Source organism: Paraburkholderia largidicola (assembly GCF_013426895.1).
In the GTDB taxonomy this organism is placed as follows: Bacteria; Pseudomonadota; Gammaproteobacteria; order Burkholderiales; family Burkholderiaceae; genus Paraburkholderia; species Paraburkholderia largidicola.
Map to the genome: position 1 here is coordinate 1,468,691 of NZ_AP023174.1, position 17,137 is coordinate 1,485,827.

14 protein-coding genes are annotated in these 17,137 nt (G+C 62.7%); 13 read left to right on the top strand and 1 reads right to left on the bottom strand.

Annotation, left to right across the window (positions count from 1 at the left end):
• The first annotated feature begins 11 nt into the window (after window positions 1-11).
• From PPGU16_RS06550 to PPGU16_RS06595, 10 genes are all read left to right on the top strand, one after another.
• Window positions 12-1,217 (top strand): 1-deoxy-D-xylulose-5-phosphate reductoisomerase, encoded by a 1,206-nt coding sequence (locus PPGU16_RS06550; RefSeq protein ID WP_180722195.1) that lies wholly within the window; start codon window positions 12-14, stop codon window positions 1,215-1,217.
• 7 nt (window positions 1,218-1,224) lie between these two features.
• On the top strand, window positions 1,225-2,613 hold the full coding sequence (gene rseP / locus PPGU16_RS06555) for an RIP metalloprotease RseP (protein WP_180722196.1): 1,389 nt from the start codon (window positions 1,225-1,227) through the stop codon (window positions 2,611-2,613).
• A gap of 65 nt (window positions 2,614-2,678) precedes the next feature.
• Window positions 2,679-4,991 (top strand): outer membrane protein assembly factor BamA, encoded by a 2,313-nt coding sequence (gene bamA / locus PPGU16_RS06560; RefSeq protein WP_180722197.1) that lies wholly within the window; start codon window positions 2,679-2,681, stop codon window positions 4,989-4,991.
• Between the two features lie 86 nt (window positions 4,992-5,077).
• On the top strand, window positions 5,078-5,569 hold the full coding sequence (locus PPGU16_RS06565) for an OmpH/Skp family outer membrane protein (protein WP_007585396.1): 492 nt from the start codon (window positions 5,078-5,080) through the stop codon (window positions 5,567-5,569).
• 107 nt (window positions 5,570-5,676) lie between these two features.
• Window positions 5,677-6,753 carry a UDP-3-O-(3-hydroxymyristoyl)glucosamine N-acyltransferase gene (gene lpxD / locus PPGU16_RS06570; RefSeq protein ID WP_180722198.1) on the top strand — a complete coding sequence of 359 codons (1,077 nt, stop codon included), beginning with the start codon at window positions 5,677-5,679 and terminating at the stop codon, window positions 6,751-6,753.
• A 168-nt stretch (window positions 6,754-6,921) separates the two neighbouring features.
• Window positions 6,922-7,383, top strand: a complete 462-nt coding sequence (fabZ, locus tag PPGU16_RS06575; RefSeq protein ID WP_035990836.1) for a 3-hydroxyacyl-ACP dehydratase FabZ — start codon at window positions 6,922-6,924, stop codon at window positions 7,381-7,383.
• Window positions 7,384-7,554: 171 nt separating this feature from the next.
• Window positions 7,555-8,343, top strand: a complete 789-nt coding sequence (lpxA, locus tag PPGU16_RS06580; RefSeq protein WP_180722199.1) for an acyl-ACP--UDP-N-acetylglucosamine O-acyltransferase — start codon at window positions 7,555-7,557, stop codon at window positions 8,341-8,343.
• A gap of 3 nt (window positions 8,344-8,346) precedes the next feature.
• Window positions 8,347-9,516, top strand: coding sequence for a lipid-A-disaccharide synthase (lpxB, locus tag PPGU16_RS06585; RefSeq protein WP_180722200.1), 1,170 nt, complete (start codon window positions 8,347-8,349; stop codon window positions 9,514-9,516).
• A complete protein-coding gene (rnhB, locus tag PPGU16_RS06590; RefSeq protein ID WP_180722201.1) occupies window positions 9,513-10,250 on the top strand; it encodes a ribonuclease HII in 738 nt (245 codons plus the stop codon). The genes lpxB and rnhB overlap by 4 nt, the downstream gene beginning before the upstream one ends.
• 69 nt (window positions 10,251-10,319) lie before the next feature.
• Window positions 10,320-11,105 (top strand): TrmH family RNA methyltransferase, encoded by a 786-nt coding sequence (locus tag PPGU16_RS06595; RefSeq protein WP_180722202.1) that lies wholly within the window; start codon window positions 10,320-10,322, stop codon window positions 11,103-11,105.
• 16 nt (window positions 11,106-11,121) lie between these two features.
• Here the strand turns inward: PPGU16_RS06595 and ppsR are convergent, their stop codons facing one another.
• Window positions 11,122-11,937, bottom strand: a complete 816-nt coding sequence (gene ppsR, locus PPGU16_RS06600; protein WP_007585382.1) for a posphoenolpyruvate synthetase regulatory kinase/phosphorylase PpsR — start codon at window positions 11,935-11,937, stop codon at window positions 11,122-11,124.
• 538 nt (window positions 11,938-12,475) lie between these two features.
• Between ppsR and ppsA the strand changes: the two genes are divergently transcribed.
• The 3 genes from ppsA to PPGU16_RS06615 all read left to right on the top strand — a co-directional run bounded on the left by ppsA (window position 12,476) and on the right by PPGU16_RS06615 (window position 16,444).
• The gene (gene ppsA / locus PPGU16_RS06605; protein ID WP_180722203.1) at window positions 12,476-14,878 is read left to right on the top strand and encodes a phosphoenolpyruvate synthase; all 2,403 of its coding nucleotides are present in this window, start codon (window positions 12,476-12,478) and stop codon (window positions 14,876-14,878) included.
• 119 nt (window positions 14,879-14,997) lie between these two features.
• Window positions 14,998-15,450, top strand: coding sequence for an NfeD family protein (locus PPGU16_RS06610; RefSeq protein ID WP_180722204.1), 453 nt, complete (start codon window positions 14,998-15,000; stop codon window positions 15,448-15,450).
• A 67-nt stretch (window positions 15,451-15,517) separates the two neighbouring features.
• Window positions 15,518-16,444, top strand: a complete 927-nt coding sequence (locus PPGU16_RS06615) for an SPFH domain-containing protein (protein ID WP_180722205.1) — start codon at window positions 15,518-15,520, stop codon at window positions 16,442-16,444.
• Window positions 16,445-17,137 lie beyond the last annotated feature (693 nt).

The window sequence follows — 17,137 nt, forward strand, 5'->3', positions numbered from 1 at the left end:
GAGAAAGAGATATGCAAAAACGAATTAGTTTGCTCGGTTCTACGGGCTCGATCGGAGACAGCACGCTCGACGTCGTCGCGCGTCATCCGGAGCGCTTCTCGGTGTACGCACTGACGGCACACCGCAACGGCGACAAGCTCGTCGAGCAATGCCTGCGCTTCAAGCCCGAAGTAGCGGTGGTCGGCGATGCCGATACGGCCGCGAGCGTGGCCGCGAAGCTGCGCGCAGCGGGCTGCAAGACCGAAGTGACGTACGGTCCGCAGGCATTGGTCGACGTGTCGAAGAGCGACGGCTGCGACACCGTCGTCGCGGCGATCGTCGGCGCGGCGGGCCTCGAGCCGAGCCTCGCGGCGGCGCGCGCCGGCAAGCGCATCCTGCTCGCCAACAAGGAAGCGCTCGTGATGTCGGGCTCGATCTTCATGGACGCGGTGCGCGACAACGGTGCGATCCTGCTGCCCGTCGACAGCGAGCACAACGCGATCTTCCAGTGCCTGCCGCGCGAATCGGCGCTGCATGGTGGCGTGTCGAAAATCATCCTGACGGCGTCGGGCGGTCCGTTCCGCACGCGCGAGCCGTCCAGCCTCGTCGGCGTCACGCCGGAAGAAGCGTGCAAGCATCCGAACTGGGTGATGGGCCGCAAGATTTCCGTCGATTCCGCCACGATGATGAACAAGGGCCTCGAAGTCATCGAGGCGCATTGGCTCTTCAATCTGCCGGGCGATCGCATCGACGTGCTGATTCATCCGCAGAGCGTGATTCACTCGCTCGTGTCGTACGCGGACGGTTCGGTGCTCGCGCAACTGGGCAACCCGGACATGCGCACGCCCATCGCTCACGCGCTGGCGTTCCCCGACCGCGTCGATTCCGGTGTCGCGCAACTCGATCTCGCGCAGATCGCGCAGTTGTCGTTTGAGAAGCCGGATTACACGCGCTTCCCGTGCCTCGCACTCGCGATGAAAGCGCTGGCGGAAGGCGGCGTCGCGAGCGCCGCACTGAACGCGGCGAACGAGATTGCGGTCGAAGCATTCCTGACGCGCCGCATCGGCTTCATGACGATCGCCCAGGTCGTCGATGCCGTGCTGAATGCATTGCCCAACCGCGAGGCGTCCAGCCTCGCCGACGTGGTCGACGCCGACGCCGCTGCGCGCCGTGCCGCCCACGCTTTCATCGACGGTCTGCCGGCGGGCGCTCGCCTTACGGAACGCGCCGTCCAGTGAGGCGTTTATGAACCTGCTGATCGAGCTGGTCGCCTTCGCAGTTGCGATTGGCGTACTGGTGGTCGTCCATGAGTATGGCCACTACAGCATCGCGCGCCTGTGCGGCGTCAAGGTGTTGCGTTTTTCGATTGGCTTCGGCAAGCCGCTCGCGCGCTGGGTCAGCAAGAAGACGGGCACCGAGTGGACCATCGCGGCGCTGCCGCTCGGCGGCTACGTCAAGATGCTCGACGAGCGCGAAGAGGGCGCGCCCATCGATCCCGCCGACTTGCCCCGCGCGTTCAACCGTCAATCGGTCGGCAAGCGCATCGCGATCGTGGCGGCGGGTCCGATTGCCAACTTCATTCTTGCCATCGTGCTGTTCGCAGCCGTGTTCGCGACGGGCGTCACCGAGCCCGCGGCAATCGTCGCAGCGCCCGCTGCCGACACAGCCGCGGCGCGCGCGGGCTTCGACGGCGGCGAGAAGGTGGTCGCCGTGCGCGAGGCAAATGCGGGCGAAACGGAGCCCGTGCGCTCGTGGTCCGATCTGCGCTGGAAGCTGCTCGGAGCGGCGTTCGATCACAAGCGCGTCGTGCTGACCGCGAAGGACACGCACGGCACGTTCGACTTCCCGCTCGACTTGCAAAATCTTACCGACAAGGAAGTCGATGACGACTTCATGTCACGCCTCGGTTTCGAGCCGGGCGGCGGGACGTTGTCGGTGGCGGGCGTGCAGCCGGGCAGCGCTGCCTTGCAGGCAGGACTGCTGGCGGGCGACCGGATTCGCGCCGTCGACGGCCATCCCGCCGATAACGCGACCACCTTCATCAACTACATCAAGTCGCACGCGGGCAAGCCGATCGTGCTGCAGATCGAGCGTGGCGCGAAGAATCAGCAGGCGGGTGCATTACAGAATCTAACCATCGTGCCCGGCTCGCAGCGCGATGAGACGACGGGGCAACCCATCGGCCGGATCGGCGCTGAACTCGCGACGCAGGTGCCGTCCATCGACGTCCGTTATGGTCCTGTCGACAGCGTGCGCCTCGGCGCGCATCGTACGTGGGACCTTGCTGTGTACTCGGTGCGGATGTTCGGCCGGATGATCGTCGGCGAAGCTTCGCTGAAGAATCTGTCTGGTCCCGTGACTATCGCGGACTATGCGGGCAAGAGCGCGAGACTCGGTCCGTCAGCATTCCTTTCGTTCCTCGCGCTTGTCAGCATAAGCCTCGGCGTGCTCAACCTTTTGCCAATACCCGTATTGGACGGGGGGCATCTGTTATATTATGCGGTTGAAGCTGTTACCGGCAAAGCCGTATCGGATCGCTGGCAGCTCGTTCTTCAAAGAGCGGGACTGGCTTGTATCGTCGCCTTGTCGGCGATCGCGCTGTTCAACGATCTTGCTCGTTTAATCCATTTTTAAAGTGTCTGGCGGCGTACGATGGCGCCCGCCTGACCTGATGCAGCTATACACACTGGGGAAGCACGTTGTTTAAACCTCATCGCTTTGTTCCAAAGACAGTTGTAGCCGCGGCAATCGCCGCGCATGGGCTGGCAGCTCACGCGACGACACCTTTTGTGGTGAAGGACATTCGGATCGAAGGGCTGCAACGGGTAGAACCCGGCACCGTGTTCTCCTATCTTCCCATCAAGCAAGGCGATACGTTTACCGACGAAAAGGCTTCCGAAGCGATTCGCGCACTGTACGCAACGGGCTTCTTCAACGACGTGAAGATCGCCTCGGAAGGCGACGTCGTCGTGGTTCAGGTGCTCGAGCGTCCCGCCATCGGCACGATCGACTTCTCCGGCCTGCACGAGTTCGAGAAGGATAACCTGATCAAGGCACTGCGCGCCGTTGGGCTGTCGCAAGGCCGCTACTACGACAAGGCGCTCGTCGACAAGGCCGAACAGGAACTCAAGCGCCAGTATCTGACGCGCGGTTTCTACGCAGCTGAAGTCACGACTACGATCACGCCGATCGATCGCAACCGTGTTGCGGTCCTGTTCGCCGTGATCGAAGGTCCGAGCGCGAAGATCCGCCAGATCAACTTCATCGGCAACAAGGCGTTCAGTACGGGCACACTGCGCGACGAAATGCAGCTGTCCACGCCGAACTGGTTCTCGTGGTACACGAAGAACGACCTGTATTCGAAAGAGAAGCTCACGGGCGACCTCGAGAACGTCCGCTCGTACTACCTGAATCGCGGCTATCTCGAGTTCAACATCGAGTCGACCCAGGTGTCGATCACGCCCGACAAGAAGGACATGTATCTGACGGTGACGCTGCATGAAGGCGAGCCGTACACGATCAACAGCATCAAGCTCGCGGGCAATCTGCTCGACCGCGAAGCCGAGCTGAACAAGCTGATCAAGATCAAACCGGGCGACAAGTTCTCGGCTGAAAAACTGCAGGCCACGACGAAGGCGATCGTCGACAAGCTCGGCGAATACGGCTACGCATTTGCGACTGTGAACGCGCTGCCGCAGATCGATCAGGAACATCACAAGGTCGACCTGACGCTGCAAGTCGATCCGAGCCGCCGCGTGTACGTGCGCCGCATCAACGTGGTCGGCAACACGCGTACGCGCGACGAAGTCGTACGCCGTGAAATGCGCCAGCTCGAAAGCTCGTGGTTCGATTCGAACCGCCTTGCGCTGTCGAAGGACCGTATCAACCGTCTCGGCTACTTCACGGACGTGGACGTGACGACGATTCCCGTCGAAGGCACGCCCGACCAGGTCGATGTCGACGTCAAGGTCGCCGAAAAGCCGACGGGCGCGATCACGCTGGGCGCGGGCTTCTCGTCGACGGACAAGGTGGTGCTGTCGGCGGGTGTGTCGCAGGACAACGTGTTCGGTTCGGGCACGAGCCTCTCGGTGAACGTGAACACCGCGAAGACATACCGCACGTTGACGGTCACGCAGGTCGACCCGTATTTCACGGTCGACGGCATCAAGCGCATTACGGACGTCTACTACCGCACGTATGAGCCGCTGTACTACTCGACGGATTCGAGCTTCCGTATCGTCACGATGGGTGGCGACCTGAAGTTCGGCATCCCGTTCTCGGAAGTGGACACGGTGTACTTCGGCGCGGGCTTCGAGCAGAACACGCTCGACGTCGACGCGAACACGCCGCAGGCCTACAAGAACTACGTGCAGGACTTCGGCCGCGTGTCGAACAACGTGCCGCTCACAGTGGGCTGGTCGCGCGATGCGCGTGACAGCGCGCTGGTGCCGAGCCGCGGCTACTTCACGCAGGCCAATGCCGAATACGGCACGCCGATCGGCGGCACCGAGTATTACAAGGCCGACTTGCAGGCGCAGTACTATTACTCGTTCTCGCGCGGCTTCGTGCTCGGCTTCAACGTGCAGGGCGGCTACGGTAACGGCATCGGCAACGCGTACCCGATCTTCAAGAACTACTACGCGGGCGGTATCGGTTCGGTGCGTGGCTATGAACCGAGCTCGCTGGGTCCGCGCGACAAGGTCACGAACGACCCGATCGGCGGTAACAAGATGTTCGTCACCAACGTCGAACTCACGTTCCCGTTGCCGGGTACGGGCTATGACCGCACGCTGCGTGTGTTCACCTTCCTCGACGCCGGTAACGTCTGGGGCGATTCGCGTCAGGGCGGCGACACGACGGTCGGTTCGAACGGCCTGCGCTACGGTTACGGTGTCGGTCTCGCGTGGATTTCGCCGATCGGGCCGCTCAAGCTGTCGCTGGGCTTCCCGGTCCAGAAACATACGGGCGACCAGTATCAGAAGTTCCAGTTCCAGATCGGTACGGCGTTCTGATCGCGCGCGCCGGAACTGGAACCCCTTACAGCATCGAGAGGATGACTTTGCTAACTGGTATGTTTTCGAAACGTGTCGCGTGTGCAATGGCGCTTGCCATGACGCTCGGCGTGGGCGCGGCGAACGCCGCGCTGGCGCAGGAAGCGCGTATCGCCGCGGTGAATTCGGATCGCATCCTGCGTGAGTCGGCGGCGGCGAAAGCGGCGCAGACCAAGCTCGAAGCGGAGTTCGCGAAGCGCGACAAAGACCTGCAGGACATGGCGCAGCGTCTGAAGTCGCTGTCCGACTCGCTCGACAAGAACGGCGCGTCGCTGGCGCCGGCCGATCGCGCGCAGAAACAGCGCGACCTGTCGCAGCTCGACACGGATTTCCAGCGCAAGCAGCGCGAATTCCGCGAAGATCTGAACCAGCGCCGCAATGAAGAGCTGGCGGCCGTGCTCGACCGCGCGAACAAGGTCATCAAGCAGATCGCCGAGCAGCAACACTACGATCTGATCGTGCAGGAAGCCGTCTACGTCAGCCCGCGTATCGACATCACCGACCAGGTGCTGAAGGCGCTGGCCGCGTCGGGCAATTGACGCCGGGCTGGACGGCGTCCACGCCAGCCGTCCGGCGCACACCCCCGGCGCGCGCGATGTGACAAGGCGCGCCAGTTAGGCAACTGAACAGCAGGAGCAGTACACGCATGGCATTCACGCTCGAGGAGATCGTCCAGCAGTTCGGCGGAGAGATCGTCGGCGATCGCGCGCACCGCGTCGGCAATCTGGCGCCGCTCGATCAGGCTGGCCCCGATCAACTGGCGTTTCTCGCCAACCCGAAGTATCTGGCGCAAGTCGAAACGACGCGCGCGGGCGCGGTGCTGATCAACGCGGCGGATCTGGAGAAGGTCACGTCGCGCGACGGCCGTAACTTCATCGTCACGCCGAATCCCTACGCTTACTTCGCGCGCCTCGCGCAGGCCTACATCGACATGGCCTCGCCGAAGGCGAAGCCCGGCGTGCATTCGTCTGCAACCATCGATCCGTCTGCGCAGATCGCGGCGAGCGCCGTGATCGGCCCGAACGTGACGGTCGAAGCGGGCGTTTCGATCGGCGAAAACGTGCGGCTCGACGCGAACGTGTTCGTCGGGCGCGGCACGCAGATCGCTGCGGGCTCGCATCTGTATCCGAACGTCGCCGTGTATCACGGCTGCAAGATCGGCGAGCGCGCAATCATTCACTCGGGCGCCGTAATCGGCTCGGACGGCTTCGGCTTCGCGCCGGACTTCGTCGGCGAAGGCGATGCGCGCACGGGCAGCTGGGTCAAGATTCCGCAGGTTGGCGGCGTGTCGATCGGACCGGACGTCGAAATCGGTGCAAATACCACGATCGATCGCGGCGCGATGGCCGATACTGTCATCGAAGAATGCGTGAAGATCGACAACCTCGTGCAGATCGCCCACAACTGCAAGATCGGCGCCTACACGGTGATCGCTGGCTGTGCGGGCATCGCGGGCAGCACGACGATCGGCCGTCACTGCATGATTGGCGGCGCGGTCGGCATTGCCGGCCACGTCACGCTGGCCGACTACGTGATCGTCACCGCACAGTCGGGCGTATCGAAGTCGCTTCTGAAGCCCGGCATGTACACGAGCGCGTTCCCGGCCGTCGACCATGCCGACTGGAACAAGAGTGCCGCGTTGGTGCGCAACCTCGACAAGTTGCGCGACCGCATCAAGGCGCTCGAAGCCGCAGTCGCCAGCGCCTCCGGAGACAAGGCGTAACACCTCGGGCACCATAGGCACGACCGGCAGGAAACGCCGGCGCGCGCGGCCCCCGGATCGCGCGCAGCCGGAACAGGAACGGGCGGCAGGGCGCGTCGTCATCAGTCAGGCCCTTGCACCCAGCATTCGAAGTCATCATCGCGCAACCCCTGCGTGAGCAGAAACACCATGAGCACCGAAAAAATCAATCTCGACATTCACAAGATTCTCACGCTGCTGCCGCACCGCTATCCGATCCTGCTGGTCGATCGGGTGCTCGAACTCGAGCCGCACAAGAGCATCAAAGCGCTGAAGAATGTGTCGATCAACGAACCGTACTTCATGGGTCACTTCCCGAAGCGCCCGGTCATGCCTGGCGTGCTGATTCTGGAAGCGCTCGCGCAGACGGCAGCGCTCTTGACCTTCGCGGAAGAGCCGCACGATCCCGACAACACGCTGTACCTGTTCGTCGGCATCGACAACGCGCGCTTCAAGCGGGTCGTCGAGCCGGGCGACCAGCTGATCCTGAACGTCACATTCGAGCGCCATATGCGCGGCATCTGGAAGTTCAAGGCGCGCGCGGAAGTGGACGGCCAGGTCGCGGCCGAAGCCGACCTGATGTGCGCGGTGCGCCAGACGGACAGCGAGTAATGCTCGCGGCCGGGCAGCCGGGAACGGTGTGTCCGGTAAGGCGCGAGGCAGAACCATCGAAACCTTGAGCGGTCACAAACGGGTTGCATCGTGGCCGCTTCAACGCGTCGGATGACGCCGCAGCGTCATCGGCGCCATGTAACTGATACGCGGAAATACTAGCGAGGGCGCATGAGCAGGATTCATCCTACTGCGATCATCGAGTCGGGCGCGCAGCTCGACGAATCGGTCGAAATCGGACCGTACGCCGTTGTCGGCGCACACGTCACGATCGGGGCGCGCACGACCGTCGGTTCGCACAGCGTGATCGAAGGGCACACGACGATCGGCGAAGACAACCGGATCGGCCATTACGCGTCGGTCGGCGGACGTCCGCAGGACATGAAGTACAAGGACGAGCCGACGCAGCTCGTGATCGGCAACCGCAACACGATCCGCGAGTTCACGACGATCCACACGGGCACCGTGCAGGACAAGGGTGTCACGACGCTCGGCGACGACAACTGGATCATGGCCTATGTGCATATCGGCCACGACTGCCAGATCGGCAGCAATGTGATCCTGTCGAGCAACGCGCAGATGGCGGGCCATGTGATCATCGGCGATTACGCGATCGTCGGCGGCATGTCGGGCGTGCATCAGTTCGTGCGGATCGGCGCGCATTCGATGCTGGGCGGCGCGTCGGCGCTGGTGCAGGACATACCTCCGTTCGTGATTGCGGCGGGCAACAAGGCGGAGCCGCACGGTATCAACGTCGAAGGGCTGCGCCGCCGTGGCTTCTCGCCGGATGCGATCTCGGCGCTGCGCTCGGCCTACCGTCTGCTGTACAAGAACGGCCTGTCGCTCGAAGAGGCGAAGGTGCAGTTGCGCGAGCTCGCCTCGGCGGGCGGCGACGGCGACGAGCCGGTACGCGCGCTCGTCGAATTCGTCGAGCAGTCGCAGCGCGGCATCATCCGCTAACCGATGCCGTTGCCTACCAGTCCGCTGCGGCTCGCAATGGTGGCCGGCGAGCCGTCGGGCGATCTGCTGGCGGCTTCGTTGCTGGACGGGCTCGCTGCCCGTCTGCCTGACACGACGCAGTACTTCGGCATTGGCGGCCCGCGCATGATCGCGAAGGGCTTCGACGCGCATTTTCCGATGGAAAAGCTGTCGGTGCGCGGTTACGTCGAAGCGCTGAAACATATTCCCGAGATTCTCGGCATCCGCAACGAACTGAAGCGGCAACTGCTGGCCGAGCCGCCGTCGGCCTTTATCGGCGTCGATGCGCCCGACTTCAACTTCGGCCTCGAGCATCCGCTGCGAGACGCGGGCATTCCGACCATTCACTTCGTCTGCCCGTCCATCTGGGCGTGGCGCGGCGGCCGCATCAAGAAGATCGTCAAAGCCGTCGACCACATGCTGTGCGTGTTCCCGTTCGAAAAGGCGCTGCTGGAGAAATCGGGCGTGGCGTCGACCTATGTCGGCCATCCGCTCGCTGACGAGATTCCGCTCGAACCCGACACGGCAGGCGCACGCCGCGCGCTCGGCCTGCCCGAAAGCGGACCGGTGATCGCCGTGCTGCCGGGCAGCCGTCGCTCGGAAATTTCGCTGATCGGCCCGACGTTCTTCGACGCGATGGAACTGATGCTGCAGCGCGAGCCGGGCGTGCGTTTCGTGATGCCCGCTGCGACGCCGGCGCTGCGCGAACTGCTCAAGCCGCTCGTCGAAGCGCATCCGAAGCTACCGCTGACGCTGACGGACGGCAACGCGCAGGTCGCGATGACGGCCGCCGACGCGATTCTCGTGAAAAGCGGCACGGTCACGCTGGAAGCGGCGCTGCTGAAAAAGCCGATGGTGATCTCGTACAAGGTGCCCTGGCTGACGGGGCAGATCATGCGCCGCCAGGGCTATCTGCCGTACGTCGGCTTGCCGAATATTCTGGCGGGGCGTTTCGTCGTGCCGGAAATCCTGCAGCACTTCGCGACACCTGAAGCACTGGCGGATGCCACGCTGACCCAGTTGCGCGACGAAGCAAACCGGCGCACGCTGACGGAAATCTTCACCGAGATGCATCACGTGCTCAAGCAGAACACTGCGCAGCGGGCTGCGGAAGCGGTCGTCGCCGTCATCGAAGCGCGCCGGGGGCGTCCATGACTTCGGCTGCGTCGCGCCGCAAGGCGTCCGCGAAGAAAGCGGAGCAGGGCGGCCTCGATTTCTCGTCGCCGGAAGATATCGTCTGTGGCGTCGACGAAGCGGGGCGCGGTCCGCTGGCCGGGCCCGTAGTGGCCGCCGCCGTGATTCTCGATCCGTCGAAGCCGCGCATTCGCGGCCTCGACGATTCGAAAGCCCTGACGGCCAAAAAGCGCGACGAACTCTACGAGAAGATCATCGACCGTTCGCTCGCATATTGCGTCGCGTCGGCTTCCGTCGAGGAAATCGACGCGCTGAATATCCTGCACGCGACGATGCTCGCCATGAAGCGCGCAGTCGAAGGGCTGAAGGTCTCGCCGACGCTGGCGAAAATCGACGGTAATCGTTGTCCGACGCTGAGCATTCGCAGCGAGGCGATCATCAGCGGCGACGCGCTCGTGCCGTGCATTTCGGCCGCGTCGATTCTCGCAAAAGTCACGCGCGACCGGATGCTGCTCGAACTGCATCAGATGTTCCCCGTATATGGTTTCGACGCGCACGCCGGCTACGGCACGCCACAGCATCTGACGGCGCTGCGCGAGCATGGTCCGTGCGAGCATCACCGACGCTCGTTCGCGCCCGTGCGTGAGGCGCATCTACGGCTCGGCACGGGTACCCGTCTGCCGGAAGGCGTGATCGTCGTGCCGCCCGCAGCCGCCGACGATGCCTTCCTCGCCGACGACAGCGCGCCGTTCTGACGCCACGCAAAATACGATCAAGCGCCTGCGGGCGCTTTTCTTTTCACCGCTATTCTTTTCGTGCTGCCTGTGAAAGCCATCACCTCGCGGGACAATCCGCTCTACAAGCGTCTGAAGGCATTGGCCGGTTCGACGCATCAACAGCGCAAGAGCGGCCATGCGTTGCTCGAAGGGTTTCACCTTGCGAGCGCGTATCTCGACGTCGCGGGCCAGCCGGAAACCTGCATCGTCACGGAAGGCGCGCTGCGCCACGACGAAGCGCAGGCAATCGTTGCGCGCATCGAGGAACGGCGCATCGTCACGCTGCCCGATGCGCTGTTCGGGCAACTGTCGAATGTCGTCAATGGCGTCGGCATGTTGCTGCTCGTCGAGAAGCTCGACCTGCCGTTGCCCGGGCGCGTGACGCAGGGCTGCATCGTGCTCGACGGCGTGCAGGATGCGGGTAATGTCGGTTCGATTCTGCGCAGCGCGGCGGCAGCGGGCATCGGGCATGTGTTCTGCGCGCCGGGCACTGCGTACGCGTGGTCGTCGAAGGTGCTGCGCTCGGCGATGGGCGCGCATTTTCTGCTGCAGATTCACGAGGATGTCGAGCCGCAGACGCTGATCGAACGGCTCGATGCGCCCGTCGCGATCACGGATTCGCATGGCGCGCAGGCGATCTACGACACCAATCTGTCGGGGCCTGTCGCGTGGGTGTTCGGTAATGAAGGGGCAGGCGTGTCGCAGGCGTGGCGCGACGCGGTGACGTACCGTGTGACGATTCCGCAGCCGGGCGGGATGGAGTCGCTCAACGTGGCGGCGGCTGCCGCCGTGTGTCTTTTCGAGCAGTGCCGGCAGCAACGCGCTGCCGGCTGAGTTCACAGCATCGCCATCAATACGACGACCGATCCAGCTTGATTTCCTGCAGGATCGTCGTCGCGATTTCCTCGATCGACTTGTGCGTCGACGAGAGCCACTTGACCCCTTCCCGCCGCATCATCGTCTCGGCTTCGTTGATCTCGTAGCGGCAGTTCTCGAGCGCCGCGTATTTACTGCCGGGGCGCCGCTCGTTGCGGATTTCCGAAAGCCGCTGCGGATCGATAGACAGACCGAACATCTTCGTGCGATGCGCGAGCAGCGGTGTCGGCAGCTTGCCGCGCTCGAAGTCTTCGGGAATCAGCGGATAGTTTGCGGCCTTCACGCCGTACTGCATCGCCAGGTACAGGCTGGTCGGCGTCTTGCCGCTGCGCGACACGCCGACGAGGATCACGTCCGCTTCTTCCAGATTGCGATTGGACTGGCCGTCGTCGTGCGCGAGCGAGAAGTTGATCGCCTCGATCCGGTTCTTGTATTCCTCGGTGTCGGCGTTCTGGTGGCCACGGCCCATCGCGTGGCTCGACTTCAGCTCCAGTTCCTGTTCGAGCGGCTCGACGAAGGTCTGGAACATGTCCAGCACGAGCGCGTTCGAATCCTTCACGATCTGGTTCGACGCGCTGTTCACGAGCGTCGTGAAGACGATCGGGCGGCGGCCTTCGTGATGGGCGGCTTCGTTGATCTTTTCGAGCGTGGCGTAGGCCTTTTCCGTCGAATCGACGAAGGGCACGCGGACCAGACGGAACTTCTGGTCGAACTGGGAGAGGATCGAATGCGCGAAGGTTTCGGCAGTAATCCCGGTACCGTCGGAGACGATGAATACGGTGGGCGGCATCAGTGGGCAGGGAACATGAGCGTCAAAATCCGCTCGAATCAGACATTGCCGCGTGGCGCGCGCTGCTCCGGTGGCTGGCCGGAAAACAGCAGCGGCGCAACACGATACGACACGCGGCGCAGCGTGCGCCTGAACGGGCAAAAAGACCCGCGCGCGGCCGGGACAAAGCCGCGGGAAGGTCACGCAAACCCCGGCGGCAAGCCGCACGCGCCGTTCGGGGCGCATTTCTCGTCCGACTGTCACATTTTGAGAGTCGGCACGGTAGAATAGCGGCAACCTGTTGGATAAGCAATTGCAGCCAAATCGCGTGTAACTATCTGTTATCGCTCTTTGATTGCGTCGTGATCTGTTCGTATCTTGCGCGCCAAAGCCGCAAATTCGTTCAATCTCCAGCTTCGTCGGGCTTCGTGCCTGGCATGAAGCGCCCCGCGATTGTTTCTCCAACAGGTTGCGTAAGGCACGTGTCCCGCTCCCAATGAGCGCCTCGTGTTCGAGCCCACTTGCGCAATCGAGCATTTTTTTCCACTTAGGGGCTTGTATGACTAACGCAGTTAACGTTGCTAAGGATCAGGCGTATGTAGTTCCATTCGAGCAGTTGCGAATGACCGACGTAGAAATCGTCGGCGGCAAGAATGCTTCGCTCGGCGAGATGATCAGTCAGCTCGCCGAAGCTGGCGTGCGCGTGCCCACGGGTTTCGCCACGACGGCGCTCGCATTCCGCGACTTTCTGCATCACAACAACCTGACCGAACGCATCGCCCAACGTCTTGAGACGCTCGACGTCGACGACGTGAAGGCGCTCGCCGCTGCAGGCAAGGAAATCCGTCAATGGATCGTCGACGCGCCGATGCAGTCGCGTCTCGAACAGGAAATCCGCGCAGCATTCGAAACGCTGTCGAAAAGCTCGCCTGAAGAACTGTCGTTCGCGGTCCGCTCGTCGGCAACGGCGGAAGACCTGCCGGACGCATCGTTCGCCGGTCAGCAGGAAAGCTACCTGAATGTCGTCGGCATCGAAGACGTGCTCGATCGCATGAAGCACGTGTTCGCGTCGCTGTACAACGACCGCGCCATCTCCTATCGCGTCCACAAGGGCTTCACGCATGCTGAAGTCGCGTTGTCGGCGGGCGTGCAGCGCATGGTGCGCTCGGACGTCGGCGCAGCAGGCGTGATGTTCACGCTCGACACCGAATCGGGCTTCAAGGACGCCGTCTTCATCACGTCGAGCTATGGCCTCGGTGAAACCGTCGTGCAAGGCGCGGTGAATCCGGACGAGTTCTACGTCTTCAAGACCACGCTCGCGCAGAACAAATACCCGATCATCCGCCGCTCGATCGGCTCGAAGCTCATCAAGATGGAATTCACGAAGGCCGGAGAAGAAGGCCGCGTGAAGACCGTCGACGTGCCGCACGAGCAGCGCAACCGCTTCTCGATCACCGACGAAGACGTGATCGAACTGGCGAAGTACGCGGTCATCATCGAAAAGCACTACCAGCGTCCGATGGACATCGAGTGGGGCAAGGACGGCCGCGACGGCAAGATTTTCATCCTGCAGGCGCGTCCCGAAACGGTGAAGAGCCAGGGCGGCAACAAGGCCGAGCAGCGCTTCAAGCTGAAGGGCCAGTCGCAGGTGCTGGCGACTGGCCGCGCGATCGGCCAGAAGATCGGTGCGGGCCCCGTGCGCGTCATTCACGATCCGTCGGAAATGGAGCGCGTGCAGCCGGGCGACGTGCTGGTCGCGGACATGACCGATCCGAACTGGGAACCGGTGATGAAGCGCGCAGCGGCGATCGTCACGAACCGCGGCGGCCGTACCTGCCACGCGGCGATCATCGCGCGTGAACTGGGTGTGCCGGCCGTGGTGGGTTGCGGCGACGCATCGGACGTGCTGAAGGACGGCGCGCTGGTGACGGTATCGTGCGCGGAAGGCGACGAAGGCAAGATTTACGACGGTCTGCTCGAAACGGAAGTGACGGAAATCCAGCGCGGCGAGCTGCCTGAGATCCCCGTCAAGATCATGATGAACGTCGGCAATCCGCAGCTCGCGTTCGACTTCGCGCAACTGCCGAACAAGGGCGTTGGTCTGGCTCGCCTCGAGTTCATCATCAACAACAACATCGGCGTTCACCCGAAGGCGATTCTCGAGTACCCGAACATCGATCAGGACCTGAAGAAGGCTGTCGAAAGCGTCGCGCGCGGTCATGCATCGCCGCGTGCGTTCTATGTCGACAAGCTGACGGAAGGCATCGCGACGATCGGCGCGGCGTTCTATCCGAAGCCCGTGATCGTGCGTCTGTCGGACTTCAAGTCGAACGAGTACAAGAAGCTGATCGGCGGTTCGCGCTACGAGCCGGACGAGGAAAACCCGATGCTGGGCTTCCGCGGCGCATCGCGCTATATCGCTGAAGACTTCGCGCAGGCGTTCGAAATGGAGTGCATCGCGCTCAAGCGCGTGCGTGAAGAGATGGGCCTCGACAACGTCGAGATCATGGTGCCGTTCGTGCGTACGCTGAAGCAGGCGGAGCGCGTGGTCGGGCTGCTGGCGAAGTACGGCCTGAAGCGTGGCGAAAACGGCCTGCGCCTGATCATGATGTGCGAAGTACCGTCGAACGCGATTCTCGCCGAAGAATTCCTGCAGTACTTCGACGGCTTCTCGATCGGTTCGAACGATCTGACGCAGCTGACGCTCGGCCTCGACCGCGACTCGGGTATGGAACTGCTGGCTGCGGACTTCGACGAGCGCGATCCCGCCATCAAGTTCCTGCTCAAGCGCGCGATCGAAACCTGCCTGCGTCTGGACAAATACGTCGGTATTTGCGGCCAGGGCCCGTCGGATCATCCGGACTTTGCCGAGTGGCTGACGAAGGAAGGCATCGCGTCGATCTCGCTGAACCCGGACACGATCATCGAGACCTGGCAGGCGCTGGCGAAAGTGACGAAGTAAGCATTGCGCATCGATTTGTGGCGGTACGTAAAACGTGCTGCTACGAACGATAAATCGCTGACGCTTCATGCTATAAACACCCCGGTAGATCCGGGGTGTTTTGCTTTGTGGAGGCGCAAGTGTTCCAAAGTGGACTGTTCTGGTGGATCGGCGCGGGCGTGCTGATCGTGCTCGAACTGATGCACGGCACGTTCTATCTGCTGATGGTGGCGCTCGGCTTCGTTGCGGCGGCGCTGGCGCGGCTCGCAGGGGCTGATCTCACGCTGCAACTCGGCATCGCGGCGACCGTCGCGCTTGCGGCGATGCTCTTGCTGCGCAAATCGCGTTTCGGACGTAAAACGAAAACGCGCGCCGAAGCGGCGCGCAACCCCGACGTGAACCTCGATATCGGCTCGACGCTGACCGTGCCCGCGTGGCACGACGGACATGCGCGCACGAGTTATCGCGGCGCGTCATGGGCAGTCGAGCTCGCGCCCGGCGAGCCGGAAGACGCCAATCTCTATGAAATCACTGCGCTGCGGGGCAACTGCCTCATCGTCGTCGCGTGCAGGCACGCGGCGGCGAGGGCTTGAGCCGTCGAGTACAGCGTAGGCGCATTCGAACGCGCACAACAACTCAAAAACAGATGGGGGTGCAGGAATGGAATCGTCGAGCATCGTTGGGCTGGTGTTGCTGATTGTCGTGATCGTGGTCGCAGCGCAGACGATCAAGATCGTGCCGCAACAGCACGCATGGGTGATGGAGCGCCTCGGGCGCTATCACGCGACGCTCACGCCGGGTCTTAGCTTCGTGCTGCCGTTCATCGACCGGATCGCGTACAAACACGTGCTCAAGGAAATTCCGCTCGACGTGCCGAGTCAGGTCTGCATCACGCGCGACAACACGCAGTTGCAGGTGGACGGCGTGCTGTATTTCCAGGTTACTGATCCGATGAAGGCGTCGTACGGTTCGAGCAACTTCGTGTTCGCGATCACGCAGTTGTCGCAGACGACATTGCGTTCGGTGATCGGCAAGCTCGAACTCGACAAGACGTTCGAGGAGCGCGACTTCATCAATCATTCGATCGTGTCGGCGCTGGACGAAGCGGCGTCGAACTGGGGCGTAAAGGTGCTGCGTTACGAGATCAAGGACCTGACGCCGCCGAAAGAGATTCTTCACGCGATGCAGGCGCAGATTACTGCGGAGCGTGAGAAGCGAGCGCTGATCGCGGCATCGGAAGGGCGCAAGCAGGAGCAGATCAATATCGCGTCGGGTGGCCGCGAGGCGGCTATTCAGAAGTCCGAGGGTGAGCGGCAGGCGGCGATTAACCAGGCGCAAGGCCAGGCGGCGGCGATTTTGGCTGTCGCTGAGGCGAATTCTCAGGCAATCCAAAAGATCGCGGCGGCGATTCAATCGACGGGTGGGATGGAGGCTGTGAATCTCAAGGTCGCTGAGCAGTATGTGGGTGCTTTTGCGAATCTCGCGAAGGCGGGGAATACGTTGATCGTGCCGGGGAATATGGCGGATATGGGGTCGATGATTGCCGCGGCTCTGACGATTGTGAAGCAGTCCAAGACTGTTGGGTGAGGGCTTTTTTTTGTCTGCGACGCTGGGTGGTTTGCTTTGTGTTTCCGCTGGCATCCGCGATTTGTTATCTAGCTTCACGCGTTGCCCCTGTGCGGGGCGGCACCTACTTTTCTTTGCCGCCGCAAAGAAAAGTAGGCAAAAGAAAGCGGCTCACACCGCCAGCCCGTGTTCCTATCCACGGGCCCCCAACGTCCCCATCCTTCACACGGCAGTGCCTCTGCCCGGTGCTCGTTGCCAACGCTTCGAACAATCGCTTCACCCGCTTCAGGCGCCCGTACAACGGCAAGCGGCAGCTAATGGTTGGTGCCGCCCAGGTGGCAAACTATGTGTAGGTTGTCGCGTCGCGTAGCCTGGTGCTCTTACCGGGTGGGACGCGTGCGCTATCGGTCCGACGTGAGGCGTGTGAGGCTATGGCCTACACACAGTTTGCCACCTGGGCGGCGGCAGACTGTCCGACGCGGCGTGCTGAGACGCGGGCACATGAAGTGGGTGAGGCGTACAGGGAGAACGTTGGCAACGGGCGCGAACCAAAGCGTTGCCGTTTGAGCTGTAAGACCCGTTGGGGGCCCTCAGGCAAACACAAGGACTGGCGGTGTGAGCCGCTTTCTTTTGCCTACTTTTCTTTGCGGCGGCAAAGAAAAGTAGGTGCCGCCCCGCACAGGGGCGACGCGTGAAACACGAAGGCAAATCGCG

What these genes read in the sequence shown, in the direction of transcription:
- lpxD (WP_180722198.1), top strand. Translation starts at nt 5,677, where the DNA reads ATGGCATTCACGCTCGAGGAGATCGTCCAGCAGTTCGGCGGAGAGATC.
- PPGU16_RS06550 (WP_180722195.1), top strand. Translation starts at nt 12, where the DNA reads ATGCAAAAACGAATTAGTTTGCTCGGTTCTACGGGCTCGATCGGAGAC.
- fabZ (WP_035990836.1), top strand. Translation starts at nt 6,922, where the DNA reads ATGAGCACCGAAAAAATCAATCTCGACATTCACAAGATTCTCACGCTG.
- ppsA (WP_180722203.1), top strand. Translation starts at nt 12,476, where the DNA reads ATGACTAACGCAGTTAACGTTGCTAAGGATCAGGCGTATGTAGTTCCA.
- rnhB (WP_180722201.1), top strand. Translation starts at nt 9,513, where the DNA reads ATGACTTCGGCTGCGTCGCGCCGCAAGGCGTCCGCGAAGAAAGCGGAG.
- PPGU16_RS06615 (WP_180722205.1), top strand. Translation starts at nt 15,518, where the DNA reads ATGGAATCGTCGAGCATCGTTGGGCTGGTGTTGCTGATTGTCGTGATC.
- PPGU16_RS06565 (WP_007585396.1), top strand. Translation starts at nt 5,078, where the DNA reads ATGGCGCTTGCCATGACGCTCGGCGTGGGCGCGGCGAACGCCGCGCTG.
- lpxB (WP_180722200.1), top strand. Translation starts at nt 8,347, where the DNA reads ATGCCGTTGCCTACCAGTCCGCTGCGGCTCGCAATGGTGGCCGGCGAG.
- lpxA (WP_180722199.1), top strand. Translation starts at nt 7,555, where the DNA reads ATGAGCAGGATTCATCCTACTGCGATCATCGAGTCGGGCGCGCAGCTC.
- rseP (WP_180722196.1), top strand. Translation starts at nt 1,225, where the DNA reads ATGAACCTGCTGATCGAGCTGGTCGCCTTCGCAGTTGCGATTGGCGTA.
- ppsR (WP_007585382.1), bottom strand. Translation starts at nt 11,937, where the DNA reads ATGCCGCCCACCGTATTCATCGTCTCCGACGGTACCGGGATTACTGCC.